Origin of the sequence: Pseudoteredinibacter isoporae, from assembly GCF_040372805.1 — a bacterium.
In the GTDB taxonomy this organism is placed as follows: domain Bacteria; phylum Pseudomonadota; class Gammaproteobacteria; order Pseudomonadales; family Cellvibrionaceae; genus Pseudoteredinibacter; species Pseudoteredinibacter isoporae_A.
In genome coordinates, this window is record NZ_BAABWJ010000001.1 from 793,428 (window position 1) to 806,606 (window position 13,179).

A 13,179-nucleotide genomic window follows, 5' to 3' on the forward strand; every position below is an offset into this window, starting at 1 on the left:
GTAAGGCCGGGATTACCAGCGGCGCTCCAGACGTTTACGCAACCAGACTGCCAGGGCATTCATCACGATCAGGAAGCCAAGCAGCACCATAATAGCCGCCGAGGTACGCTCCACAAAAGCGCGCTCAGGGCTGTCAGACCACAAGAAAATTTGTACCGGCAAAACGGTCGCCGGATCAGATACCCCACCGGGAATATCCACAATGAAGGCCACCATGCCGATCATCAGCAATGGTGCCGTTTCACCCAAAGCCTGGGCCAGGCCGATAATGGCGCCAGTCAACATACCCGGCATAGCCAGAGGCAACACATGGTGAAGAATCATTTGCATTTTTGACGCACCAATACCCAAAGCCGCTTCACGGATGGAAGGCGGAACGGCTTTGATCGCCGCACGACTGGAGATAATAATGGTGGGTAAGGTCATCAGCGTCAGCACCATGCCACCTACCAACGGCAGGGAACGCTGCATGCCAAACATCCCCACAAAGATTGCAACACCTAACAGACCAAAGATAATCGAGGGAACCGCTGCCAGATTATTGATGTTAACTTCAATCAGATCCGTCCACTTATTCTTCGGTGCATACTCTTCCAGATAAACCGCTGCAGCCACACCAATTGGAAAAGACAGAATCAATGTCACCAACATGGTAAACAGGGAGCCCATGATGGCGCCACGAATACCGGCTTGCTCAGGCTCTCGGGAATCACCATTGGTGAAAAACACGGTATTGAAACGAGATTCAATTTCGCCATTGTCTTCGAGGCTTTTCACCCAACCTTGCTGCATATCATTTACGCGACCGGTAAATACTTTGCCATCTTTAGAAGCCGACTTTATATAGGTATCAATATCATCGTCGGCCATCAGCCAAACGGTTTGAGTGGTGTTCAAAATTGAGGGGTCAGCTTCCAGCATTTTACGCAGATCAAAACCACTGCCATTGCTGACCAGCTTATACAAGGTACGTTTATTTTTGCGGCCGCTGACGTCAGGGAAGCGCTCTCGCAATGCTTGTTTCACCACCCCCATATAGTTGGCACCAGCAACTTGGTTGCCATCACTTGGGTCACGAATGTCCAGAGCCTCGGCATCAAGATTGATTTCCAGCTTGATGTAGTTCTGAACAAAGGCGGTATAGCCTTTACCGATAATATCAGTGAACAAAAATACCAGGCAGATCAAACCAAAAGTGATTGAGGCGATACCGTACGCCTTAAAGCGCTTTTCTGCACGGTAACGCTTAGCCAGATTTTTGTTCACCAAATCGATGGCGTTCATTTTTTCTGTTGAGTTCATGTTTTTATTCACTCAGTTAGCAAGTCAGTAGAACAATCGAGCGGACTATCTATTAGTCGTACTGCTCGCGATACTTTTTCACCACATGCAGGGCAAGGAAGTTCAGCCCCAGGGTCACGATAAAGAGCATCAAACCCAATGCAAACGCGGCCAGCGTTTTCGGGCTGTCAAACTCTTGGTCACCCACAAGCAGGGTTACGATCTGTACCGTTACGGTGGTCACCGGCTCCAAAGGGTTTGCCGTCAAATTTGCCGCCAGGCTCGCCGCCATAACCACAATCATGGTTTCACCAATGGCTCGGGAAACCGCCAGCAAAATACCGCCAACAATACCGGGCAGCGCGGCAGGAATAACCACTTGGCGAATGGTTTCAGATTGCGTTGACCCCAAACCCAAAGAGCCGTCGCGCAACGATTGCGGCACCGCGTTAATCACATCGTCGGACAGTGATGAAACGAAAGGAATGATCATGATGCCCATGACCAGACCTGCGGCAAGTGCACTCTCAGAGGACACACTCAAACCCACAAGGCCGCCAGCGTCTCGAATCATCGGTGCAACCGTCAGGGCCGCAAAGAAACCGTAAACAACCGTAGGAATACCAGCCAGAATTTCCAGAGCAGGCTTAACCAGAGAGCGAACTCGTGTGCTGGCGTATTCAGACAGATAAATCGCAGCCATCAAACCCGCCGGCACAGCGACAATCATTGCAATCAAGGAAATCAGCAAAGTACCCACGAACAGAGGGATCGCACCAAAGGCACCGGAGCCACCCACCTGGTCGGCGCGAATCGCCATTTGTGGACTCCACTCAGCACCAAACACAAAGTCGGTAATTGGAATCATGCTGAAGAAGCGAATCGATTCGAACAATACCGACAACACAATGCCCACAGTGGTCAAAATGGCCAGACAGGAACAGGCCAGCAAAATAATTTTAAAGGCGTTCTCAACTTGATTACGTGCTTTCAATTGAGGTTGAATGCGACTCCAACCCCACACACCGGTCATCACGGCAACCAACAGAGCGACACCCGTCAAAGCATAGTTGCTGGTCTGGTGCAGACGATCCAGAGTAGCGATGGCCTGCTGAACATAGGGTTCAGCGCCTTCGCCCATACCAGAGGCGGCCAGGTTTTCGATCGTATTGATGCGCAAACTGAGTTCCGTTGGATCCAGATTGCGAATGTTCTCTGGCAAGGACTGAATCAACAGTTGCTGGATGATCAAATCATCAAACACAATCCAGGCACCCAATACCGCCAAACTTGGAATGCCACACCATAACAGGGTCAGCATGCCGTAGTAGGAAGGCAGTGAGTTCAAGGCACGCACACCGCCAGCATTGGAAGCTTGGGCAAGCGAGCGTCCGCGACCCAAAATAAATGCGCCAGCCATTAGCAGTGCTAAAAAGGCAAATAATGTCGAGGTGTCCATATCACCGTGTCTCTGCAATCGTTGGTTCAGGTACTTTTAGAATTACACTCTTGGACATCAATACGTCCTTATATACCAAGAGTGTAAATCGAAAAGCACCACTTTATTTAATTCTCGTCTACAAGGCTATTTCTGAAACAACCGAAAGACCTGGAGTAGAAACGAATAGCCCAGCTCGATGGCTGGGCTATCCTATCGCTGCTTTTCCGAACCCAATTACATGCTCAGGTTCTTCAAGTTTTTAACGTCAGCAGCAACTTGAGTGCGCTTGGAATCACCCAGTGGGATCATGCCTTTCTCAGTCAAGTAACCTTCTTCACCGAACGCCTTCTCGCTGGTGAATTCAGCCAAGTACTCTTTGATACCTGGAACAACACCGATGTGTGCTTTCTTAACGTAGAAGTAAAGTGGACGAGATACCGGGTAAGAACCGTCTGCGATGGATTCGAAAGTAGGCTCTTTACCGTCAACGATAGAACCTTGGATCATGTCAGAATTCTGATCCAGGAAAGAGAAACCGAAGATGCCCAACGCATTTTTGTTGGCATTCAGCTTCTGAACGATCAGGTTATCGTTTTCACCCGCTTCGATGTAAGGGCCATCTTCACGAACGCTGTGACAAATTGCCTTGTACTTCTTCTTCAGAGTCTTCGCTTTGGCTTTGTCGCCAGCTTTCTTGGCTTTCTTGGACTGCTTCTTGATGTCCTTGATCCAACCAAACTTCTTACAGCCACCTTCCATTGCCAACTCGGCGAATGCATCACGGGTACCGGACGTTGGAGGAGGACCCAATACTTCAATCTTCTTAGCAGGCAGTGCTGGGTTTACTTCTTTCCACGTTTTGTATGGGTTGGCAACCAGAGTTTCAGAACCGTCTGGGTTTGGAACTTCTTTAGCCAAAGCCAGGAACAGATCGCGACGAGTCAGCTTCATAGTGTCGGCTGCTTTAGCGTTACCGATAACGATACCGTCATAACCGATCAGTACTTCAACAATGTCTTTAACGCCGTTAGACGCACACAGATCAACTTCAGAAGACTTGATGCGACGAGATGCGTTAGTGACGTCTGGGTGCTGAGTACCAACGCCCTGACAGAACAACTTCAAACCACCGCCAGAACCGGTAGACTCGATTTTAGGCGTTTTAAACTGGGTAGACTTACCAAAGCGCTCAGCAACAACGGTTGCGAACGGATATACGGTTGAAGAACCTACTACCGTGATGTAATCGCGGGCAGCAGAAGCGACTTGAGTACCAGCCAGTGCTGCAGCAGCCAGTGTTGCGGTCATGAGAGTCTTTTTCACGTTATCCTCCTGAGGATCGTGTTTTCTAGTCGAAAGCGCTGTTTGCTTGTAGTCGCGCTATGTTAATGAACTGGCTACTGAGCCGAGTGTTCAATCAAGGGCGATACTAGATTTTACGAGTGACAATTCTATGAATGTAATATGACAGAAGTGTTACAGAGCTGGCATCTAAATAAGCATACCTACACCTTGTATTATTGCCTTTTACTCATCCCTATATATAGTTGCTAACGCCCTCAGGCCACGCGCCCTTAAGTCACGAGGGTCCTATTTTATTCGCGTAAGGAGTACGCCTCTTGCCTCAATTATTACAACGCTGCTGTGCGGTGATCAGTTTACTGATATGCCAATTCGCCCTGTCACAAAACCTTGAGCCCATCTATGACGTGCAGGTCGACAGGGACATCGAATATGGCCTGGGAGATATCGAGGGGGGTCAAAAATCACTGCTGCTGGATTTATACCGGCCCGTAGAGACGGCCTTCACCATCAAACAACGCCCCGCTGTGCTGCTGATTCATGGCGGTTCTTTCCAGACAGGCAGTAAGGAAAACGCCACTCTAGTGGCCATGGCTCGCGATCTTGCCGCGCGGGGCTATGTTGCGGCGAGCATCAATTACCGCCTGCAGGGCGATAACCCGCTGCCATCGTCTCGGGTTTCCCATATCCCCACTGAAACAGGCGTCATTGCCCCCGTCGCTCAGCAAATTGCCGCTCAGGCCGCTTTCGAAGATGCCCTGACCGCCCTGGAATGGCTGGTCTCCGTGTCTGAACGTTATCGAATCTCAGATATCGGCATCATTGGCAGTTCAGCGGGAGCAATTACCGCCATCAACGTCGCGTACCTCACTGATGACTTTTCCGTCGAGTCTCCCCAGAAACACCGAATCAGTTTCGTGGTGGATTTTTGGGGTGGGGTGCTGTTGCCTTTCGGTAATCCAGCCGAGGCCGTCAACAGTGTTGAGGCCGGCGAGGCCCCCATGTTCATTGTCCATGGCAGCAGCGATGTGATTGTCGCCTTCAATTATTCCGTACTGTTGGATAGGCGCGCAAAAGAGGTTGGGCTGGACCATGAATATCACGTTATTCAAGGTGGCGGACACGGCTTTGGTGCCATCGATCCCTTTACTGTGACAGTGACGGGTGGCCAAAGCATCGCGAATGCTATGTATGACTGGATTTATCAGATCAGCCAACACAGCTTCGGCCAACAATCCGTGGGGAGCTGGTATGAGCCCGCCACCAGCGGGCAGGGCCTGCTACTGGATCTGGATGACCGCAACAAACAGTTGTTCGGGGCCTGGTTTACCTATAACAACGAGGCGGGCAGTGATAGCGGTCAGATTCCAGGCGCAGAGCAACGCTGGTTTACCGCCCAGGGCAAATACTCTGGGCGCCGCGCCGTGCTCGACCTGTACCAATCGCGCAATGGCCGATTCGATGCCAATAACAGTGTGAACACCACAAAGGTCGGCACACTGGAAGTGGACCTCGACAGCTGTAAAAAAGGTCTGGCACGCTATGACATGCCAAGTCTTGGCCTAAGCGGTGAGATCAACATTGTTCGCTTAATGAGCAACAGCAGCTGCCCCTGAGTTTCGGGGCCTACCTACGGTGAATGAACACAAAAAAGGCGAGCTTTAAGCTCGCCTTTTTATTTAGCATCGACTTTACCGCTCATCTCGGCCCGTCGATAACGCTAGCGGATGGGGCGGGTACGCCCTTTATCATCTATGGCCACGTACACAAACTCACCTTCTGTGACCTTGCTGCACTCGCCACTTTCCACATCGGTCAACCACACATCCACCAAGGTGCGGATGGAAGAGCGGCCAACTTCCAGAGCCTCAGAATAGCAGCTCACCGTTGCGCCTACCGGTACCGGGCGCAAAAACGCCATACTGCCGACTGCCACGGTGGTGCAACGCCCTTTGGCAATTTGCTGGGCCAGGATAGCACCAGCCAAGTCCATCTGGGACATCAGCCAACCGGCAAAAACATCGCCGTTCGGATTGGTTGCCGCCGGCATGGTCAGGGTTTGTAGAGTTAATTTGCCCGTTGGGGTGGGTTCTTCATCCAGGGAACTCATCGCTATGTATAACCTTCAATATCATTCTTTATATATATTCTACGTAAATGCTTGCTCGCTATGCAGCCCTCTATTTGTCGGCTTTGATGGCCTCAGGTAAATAGGTTGCCAATTCTGGCCATACAGCCAGGGCGAGCAGCAGCGCCAATTGCAGCACAATAAATGGAATAACGCCACGATAAATTTCACCAGTGCGAACTGACTCCGGTGCCACCCCTCGTAAATAGAATAAGGCAAAGCCAAAGGGCGGGGTCAGGAAGGACGTTTGCAAATTAATGGCAATCATCACCCCTAACCAAATAGGGTCGACACCCATCGCCAGCAAAACCGGACCAATAATCGGCACGACCACGAACGTAATCTCGATAAAGTCCAGAATAAAACCGAGCAGGAAGATCAGCACCATTACGATCAGAACCGCGAGGGCAACATTGCCGCCCAATTCCGAGAACCAGCGCTCGATAAGCTCTTCGCCACCAAAGCCCCGAAACACCAATGAGAAAATGGAAGCACCCACCAAAATGGTAAACACCATGGCCGTTACCAAGGTGGTCGAATGGCAGACTTCGGCCAGGCGGGCTTTACTCAACTGACCTTTCAGAAAGGCCAGCACGGTCGCCCCTAAGGCTCCCACCGCAGCGGCTTCGGTCGGTGTCGCCACGCCGGAAGTGATCGACCCCAACACCAATACGATCAGCAAAATTGGAGGTGCCAAGCTTAACAGGATCTTACCGCGATCCACCTCTTCCACGTCTTGATTGGCGGGCGCCAGCTCAGGTTTTAACTTGGCGGTAAAATAGACGTACAGCAAGTAGAAAATCACCAGAAGCAAACCCGGCACCAGGGCGCCGACGAATAAATCGCCGACGGAAACCGGTTTGGGATTAAACACACCTGCACTCAACTGAGCTTTTTGGTAGGCCGTCGATAACGTGTCCCCCAACAATACCAATGCAATGGACGGCGGAATGATCTGCCCCAATGTCCCGGTCGCACAAATGGTACCTGTCGCAAAACTTGGGCTGTAACCGCGCTTCAACATCGTTGGCAAACTCATCAGGCCCATCGTCACCACCGTCGCACCAACAATACCGGTGCTGGCCGCCAGCAACATGCCCACAATCACCACAGCAATACCCAGTCCACCGGGCAAGCTGCCACTGAGTTTCGCCATATTTTCCAGCAGCTCTTCGGCCAATCGGGATTTCTCCAACATCACCCCCATTAATACGAAGAGGGGAACCGCTATGAGCGTTATATTGCTCATGGTGCCAAACAGTCGATCCGGCATCGTCAGCAACAAATTGGCATCAAAGTGACCCAACACGATGCCGCCCGCCGCAAAAATCAACGCCACACCCGCCAGGGTAAACGCAACCGGATAGCCCGCCATTAACGCCAGGCAGACGACGGCGAACATAAAGAGGGGAATTAACTCAAGCATGATCCACCTCACCATCTTCACTGGAGTGTGGGTGCATTAGCGTAGCCAAAGCGTGACAACACTCGGCCACCGCTTGCAAAGCTAAAGTAGCCGCCGCCACCGGTAACAGGGTTTTGAGAAGATACACAAAGGGCAAACCATTCGGGTCGCGTGAACTTTCCTTCACTGCCCAGGATTGCTCAACATAATCGAGACTGCTAAAAAAAATCAAACCACACATGGGCAACAGAAACAGAACGCTGCCAACCGCATCCACCCAGGCTTTTTGGCGACGATTAAAATGGCGATAGAAAACATCCACCCTGACTTGCCCATTATGATTCAGAGCATAGGCGGCCCCCAACAGGAACACCGTCGCGTGCATATAAGTGACGCTGTCCTGTAAGGCCGTCGCGCCAATCTCAAAAACATAACGCAACAGCACTACCACACAGCTGATCAGCACCATAATGATGGTCAACCAGGAAACGCTGCGACCGATAAACTCCGACACACTATCCAGCAAATCCGCCAGATAGGCACAAACCCGAATGGCCAGGGGCATAAAGCTACCTTTGATATTTTTATCTATTGTCATTTCAAAGGTAGACGCGGGGTCCAACCTTTTTGATCATCATTAATTCGCTTCGTAGTACGCTTGCTCTGAGATGTCGTGATACTGAGCCACTTGATCCGCAAAGCGGCGATAGTGCTCATACACCTTGGCAAAGAACGGGTCTTTTGCAGCGAATTCGCTGTACATGGCATCGGCGTGTTTGCGCAGTTCCTGCAAAACATCTTTGGGCAGCGGCTTGAGTTGCACACCGTGTTCGCTGATCAGGGTTTTTAAGGCGGCATTGTTACGCGCGGTGTATTCATCAAGCATATCCTGATTCACCACTCGGGCTGCGGATTCCACAATAGACTGCAAATCTTTCGGCAGGGATTCAAAAGCTTCCTTATTAACCAGCAACTCCAGAGTTGGGCCGGGTTCATGCCAGCCCGGGTAATAGTAATACTTGGCAACCTGGTGAAACCCCAAAGCCAGATCATTGTATGGGCCCACCCATTCGGTGGCATCGATTACCCCGGTTTGCAGGGCGGTATATAACTCACCACCGGGAATATTCACCGCAACACCACCGGCGCGGTTCCAGACTTCCCCAGCCAAACCGGGGATACGCATTTTGGTACCCTGAATATCGTCGATAGTATTGATTTCTTTGTTAAACCAACCCGCCATTTGTACGCCGGTATTGCCGGCTGGGAAAGGCATCAGATTAAAAGGCGCATAGGCTTCGCGGTACAATTCCAGACCGCCGCCGTAATACAACCAGCCATTCATTTCCTGGGCGTTCATGCCAAAGGGCACGGAGGTGAAAAATGGCGAAGCGGGAATTTTTCCTTTCCAGTAGTACGCAGCACCGTGACCCATTTCTACACTGCCCGACGACACGGCATCAAATACCCCAAGTGCCGGCACCAGGTCTCCAGCGCCGTACACTTTCACTTTCAAACGGCCATTGCTGGACTGTTCAACTATGCGGGCAAAGTTTTCTGCGGCCAATCCCAGTCCGGGTAAACCTTTCGGCCAAGTTGTCACCATGCGCCACTCATAGTGCTTTTGTTGTTTGCTGCTTTCCGTGAGTTGGGTGGGCTGCTGGTCGGCCTTTTGAACCACAAGCTGGGAGACGGTGGCCACCAGTGCCGCCAATAATAGGATGATGACCAGAGGGGACCAGTTCACACGTTTTGTCATTGTCATTGCGCTATGTCGTTATCATTTCCGATTAGGGTAATAGATATCGTCCATCAAGGCCATAGACGGGACTCCCCAACCGACATCGGTCGTCTTTTTCGAGCACGACTGAAGTGGCGCTGTTGTTTCGTTTCGCTTCTACGGCGTGCGGATATTTTTCGGAAAGATTGACGCAAAAAAACAATCTGGAAGGTTGTGCTGGACAGCAGGGAATACTGACAAAAGAAATGGAGGGATCATGAGGCTATTTTAGACAGCACGGGGCGATTTGAGCGCCCCGTGCTTTGGGGATCAATAGTGAATCGCGCGAGGTAATTCTTTCGCCTGTGCAACCCAATCAGCAACTTGGTTGGCCGAAGGTACTTGGCGAACCAGATTTTTCTCTTCGTTCACTTCGGCCATTTTAGCGGCCAGATTTTCCGCATTGCGTTGGGCCAGCTCTGGGACAGTGTCCACTCCGGCAAACTCCAGTAGGTCAGCATACTGGGTGCTTACGCCTTTCACTCGGGCCAGGTCAGCACGGTTGGCCCAATTTAAAATTTGCTTCTCACTCAGGCCGGAAGACTCAGCCACTTCTTTACGGCCCGCTTTCTGAGCGCATTTTTCCAGTAAATTTTCCAAGGAAGTCACGCCAGCCGCTTCAAGTTTGGACGCGTATACTTCACCGATACCTTCAATATCTGACAACTTAGCCATTTCTTACTCCATCAAACTGTTCAATATATGATCAGGTGTTGCCACCCAGGATGAAACGTCCGCCCCAATTCTTAATCGCTCCAAACCGACGAAGCATTAAGTCATTAGAGACATCTCCCAGTGTACTGCTTGCGCCTGGGGATGGCGAACTCTCTAGCCTCTAGCTTGTTAATTACTATCTGAATTCATGCTGAATTGCGTGAAATTATTTCCTTTGATCCAGCTACCGCTTTGCTTTAAGTTAGGGGCTTTCTGACGCGATAAGGAATCGGCTGAAATGAGTGAAGCGAAGGTATTGGTTGGCGGCAGTAGCAACGGTCAAATCAGTATCGATCCCCGTTATGCGAATCGCCATGGCCTGATTGCCGGTGCCACCGGCAGCGGTAAAACCGTGACACTGCAGATTCTTGCTGAAGGCTTTAGCAAGCTCGGTGTACCCGTTTTTATGGCCGACGTGAAAGGCGATCTGGCTGGCCTCGGTCAGGCCGGCAAGCCCCATCCCAAGATTCAGGAACGCATCGACAGCATTGGTATCGACAACTTCGAACACTTGCCATTCCCGGTAAACCTGTGGGATGTTTTTGGGGATCAAGGCACACCCGTGCGCTCAACAATTTCCGAGATGGGCCCACAGCTGCTGTCTGAACTTCTGGATTTGAACGAAACCCAGCAAAGCGTAATGACCCTGGCCTTTGAGTTTGCTGACGATGAGGGTTTGCTGCTTGTTGATTTAAACGACTTGCGCTCCGTTCTCGAATACCTGGCCGAAAACAATGGCAAGCTTGGTGTCGGCCTGAAAGTTTCAAAAGCGTCTGTGAATGCCATCCTCCGTCGCTTGATTATGATCGAACGCGAAGGCGGGGATTTATTTTTTGGCGAGCCCGCCCTGCAGCTGGACGACTTCATCAGCCACAGCCGACGCGGTGAAGGCATCATCAACATTCTGGCCGCCGACAAGCTGGTGCAAAGCCCACGTTTGTACGCGACTTTTCTGCTGTGGTTGCTGTCTGAACTGTTCGAAAGCCTGCCCGAAGTCGGTGACCCTGACAAACCCAAGCTGGTGTTCTTTTTCGATGAAGCGCACCTGCTGTTTAAAAACGCTTCTCGTGCACTGGTAGAAAAAATCGAACAGGTGGCTCGCCTGATTCGCTCAAAAGGTGTCGGTATTTACTTTGTAAGCCAGAGCCCAGCGGATATTCCCGAGGATATTCTTGGGCAACTGGGCAACCGCATTCAGCACACCTTGCGTGCCTATACCCCCAAAGACCAAAAAGCGGTTCGTGCCGCAGCCCAGTCCTTTCGGGCAAACCCGGATTTTGATACGGCTGAGGTCATCACTGAACTCGGCATTGGTGAAGCAATCGTTTCGGTCCTGCAGGAAGGCGGGGTGCCCAGTCAGGTTGAGCGGGTTTTGGTCCGCCCACCCGAATCGCGCATGGGGCCCGTTACCCCTCAGGAAAGAGAACAACTGGTCAATGGTAATCCCTTTCACCGCAAGTACCTGGATGCGGTCGATACGGATTCTGCGCGCGAGATGTTGCAGCGACGGGCTGAGCAAACCGCCCGGGCTGAAGAGGAAGCCGAAGATACTCCGCAAAGCAGTCGCCCCAAACGTCGCAGCAGCAATCGACAAAGCGTTGGCGAGGCTTTTATGAAGAGCATTGCACGTAGCATTGGTTCCAGCATTGGCCGCAAGTTGATTCGCGGCGTGCTGGGTTCACTGCTGAAATAACCGCAACATAACAGAATGATTTTAACATTGGCGTCGCTATTGAGCAGTCGGCGGCGCGTGTTTTAGGGGAAGCCCCCATCCATCACAACAAAGGTAAAGAGAAATGGGACTATTTGATTTTGCCAGCGATCTGGGTAAGAAACTGTTCGGCAGCGAAGACGAGGCCGGCGATAAGCTCAAGGAACACGTTGAAAGCGACAATCCGGGTGTAAAAGACCTTAAAGTCGACGTACAGGACGGTGTGGCCAAGGTGAGCGGCGAAGCCGAATCTCCGAGCGCGTTTGAAAAAGCCATTTTAATGGTCGGTAATGCATTGGGCATCAGCTCAGTACAAGCCGAAGAAATGACGGTTCAGGGTGAACCTGCCGTTGAGCCTGCGGTTGAAGACGTTCAGTATTATGTGATCCAGTCGGGTGATTCACTGTGGAAAATTGCCTCGGAATTCTATGGTAATGGTGCAAAATACCAGGCCATATTTGAAGCAAACCGCGAAGTGATCAAAGACCCTGATCTGATTTACCCAGGCCAGAAGATCCGAATTCCCAAGCAAGACTAAGCTCGGGGCCCGTTAATCAAAGCTTCACAAAGGGTGTTTAGCATGGACATCAACAGTATTTTACAAATTGGCGCTCAGCTGTTTCAGAGCAAATTATCCGAACAAGGTCAGCAACTTGACCTGGGGTCGATTTTACCAGCATTGACCGGTCTGCTGTCTGACGGTAAAGGCAATGTCGACATCGGGTCCTTGGTATCCAACATGGATGCGGGTGATTTGGTCAATATCGCCCAATCGTGGTTGGGTAACGGTTCTAATGAAGGAATTTCAGCAAATCAGTTGACCCAGATTTTAGGACAAAATAAAATCAGCGACTTCGCATCCCAGCTATCGCTCAATGAAGATCAAGCGATATCCGGTTTGCAGGAGGCGATACCCAATATTGTGGATAAATCTTCCAATGATGGTAGCCTATTGGATATGGTTGGGGGCGTCTCTGGCGCACTCAATATGGCAGGTAAGTTGTTCGGCCGCTAGGCCCCATACCTGCAAGCTGTAAAGAACACAACTGCTTAAGCACGGGCCTCTGGCCCGTTTTTTTTGCCTGTCTGTTTTCTGCACGCACCGATTACCCAATTCTAGTGAGGCACACCGGTTTCCTGTTCAAGGTATTGCTTGCTGATTTTTTCAGTCAGCTGTTTCAGCAGACAATCATCTTTCCCGCTCCGGCTTGGCATTCGCCATTCGAAACTGATGATCATTCCATTTGAGTACGGGGTTGTGCTGATGAACGTACAGTTACTCAATATCGCTCCGCGCAATGGATTTACCAACTAATAATGGCAGCGGGCTACGATACATTGGCAAACGATCAGGAACCACTCGAATTGAGCTGTAGTTCACAATTTGGCTCATACCAAAATAAATAATGACCACGCC

13 protein-coding genes are annotated in these 13,179 nt (G+C 51.0%); 4 read left to right on the forward strand and 9 right to left on the reverse strand.

All coding sequences use genetic code 11. The annotated features are described in order from the left end of the window. Positions 1-12 precede the first annotated feature (12 nt). The 3 genes from pstA to ABWW03_RS03615 form a co-directional block, all read right to left on the reverse strand. A complete protein-coding gene (gene pstA, locus ABWW03_RS03605) occupies positions 13-1,302 on the reverse strand; it encodes a phosphate ABC transporter permease PstA (RefSeq protein ID WP_353406420.1) in 1,290 nt (429 codons plus the stop codon). Between the two features lie 52 nt (positions 1,303-1,354). Beyond that, positions 1,355-2,740, reverse strand: coding sequence for a phosphate ABC transporter permease subunit PstC (pstC, locus tag ABWW03_RS03610; RefSeq protein ID WP_353406421.1), 1,386 nt, complete (start codon positions 2,738-2,740; stop codon positions 1,355-1,357). A 216-nt stretch (positions 2,741-2,956) separates the two neighbouring features. Beyond that, positions 2,957-4,030: a PstS family phosphate ABC transporter substrate-binding protein gene (locus ABWW03_RS03615; RefSeq protein ID WP_353407118.1), complete on the reverse strand. Its 1,074-nt coding sequence runs from the start codon at positions 4,028-4,030 to the stop codon at positions 2,957-2,959. A 311-nt stretch (positions 4,031-4,341) separates the two neighbouring features. Between ABWW03_RS03615 and ABWW03_RS03620 the strand changes: the two genes are divergently transcribed. Further along, positions 4,342-5,640, forward strand: coding sequence for an alpha/beta hydrolase (locus ABWW03_RS03620; RefSeq protein WP_353406422.1), 1,299 nt, complete (start codon positions 4,342-4,344; stop codon positions 5,638-5,640). A gap of 104 nt (positions 5,641-5,744) precedes the next feature. Here ABWW03_RS03620 and ABWW03_RS03625 read toward each other — a convergent pair whose 3' ends face one another. From ABWW03_RS03625 to ABWW03_RS03645, 5 genes are all read right to left on the reverse strand, one after another. Continuing rightward, a complete protein-coding gene (locus ABWW03_RS03625) occupies positions 5,745-6,134 on the reverse strand; it encodes an acyl-CoA thioesterase (protein WP_353406424.1) in 390 nt (129 codons plus the stop codon). Positions 6,135-6,204: 70 nt separating this feature from the next. Beyond that, a complete protein-coding gene (locus ABWW03_RS03630) occupies positions 6,205-7,578 on the reverse strand; it encodes a TRAP transporter large permease (RefSeq protein WP_353406425.1) in 1,374 nt (457 codons plus the stop codon). After that, positions 7,571-8,122, reverse strand: a complete 552-nt coding sequence (locus tag ABWW03_RS03635) for a TRAP transporter small permease subunit (protein WP_353406426.1) — start codon at positions 8,120-8,122, stop codon at positions 7,571-7,573. Before ABWW03_RS03635 ends, ABWW03_RS03630 begins: the two co-directional genes overlap by 8 nt. Before the next feature lie 72 nt (positions 8,123-8,194). Further along, the gene (locus ABWW03_RS03640) at positions 8,195-9,316 is read right to left on the reverse strand and encodes a TRAP transporter substrate-binding protein (protein ID WP_435372746.1); all 1,122 of its coding nucleotides are present in this window, start codon (positions 9,314-9,316) and stop codon (positions 8,195-8,197) included. A 291-nt stretch (positions 9,317-9,607) separates the two neighbouring features. Further along, a complete protein-coding gene (locus ABWW03_RS03645) occupies positions 9,608-10,012 on the reverse strand; it encodes a DUF4332 domain-containing protein (RefSeq protein ID WP_353406428.1) in 405 nt (134 codons plus the stop codon). Between the two features lie 277 nt (positions 10,013-10,289). Here ABWW03_RS03645 and ABWW03_RS03650 point away from each other — a divergent pair, with 277 nt between their 5' ends. From ABWW03_RS03650 to ABWW03_RS03660, 3 genes are all read left to right on the forward strand, one after another. Continuing rightward, positions 10,290-11,744, forward strand: a complete 1,455-nt coding sequence (locus ABWW03_RS03650; protein WP_353406429.1) for a helicase HerA-like domain-containing protein — start codon at positions 10,290-10,292, stop codon at positions 11,742-11,744. Positions 11,745-11,847: 103 nt separating this feature from the next. Continuing rightward, a complete protein-coding gene (gene lysM, locus ABWW03_RS03655; RefSeq protein WP_353406430.1) occupies positions 11,848-12,300 on the forward strand; it encodes a peptidoglycan-binding protein LysM in 453 nt (150 codons plus the stop codon). 42 nt (positions 12,301-12,342) lie between these two features. Continuing rightward, on the forward strand, positions 12,343-12,777 hold the full coding sequence (locus tag ABWW03_RS03660) for a YidB family protein (RefSeq protein WP_353406431.1): 435 nt from the start codon (positions 12,343-12,345) through the stop codon (positions 12,775-12,777). 101 nt (positions 12,778-12,878) lie between these two features. Here the strand turns inward: ABWW03_RS03660 and ABWW03_RS03665 are convergent, their stop codons facing one another. Beyond that, positions 12,879-13,046 (reverse strand): hypothetical protein, encoded by a 168-nt coding sequence (locus ABWW03_RS03665; protein WP_353406432.1) that lies wholly within the window; start codon positions 13,044-13,046, stop codon positions 12,879-12,881. Positions 13,047-13,179 lie beyond the last annotated feature (133 nt).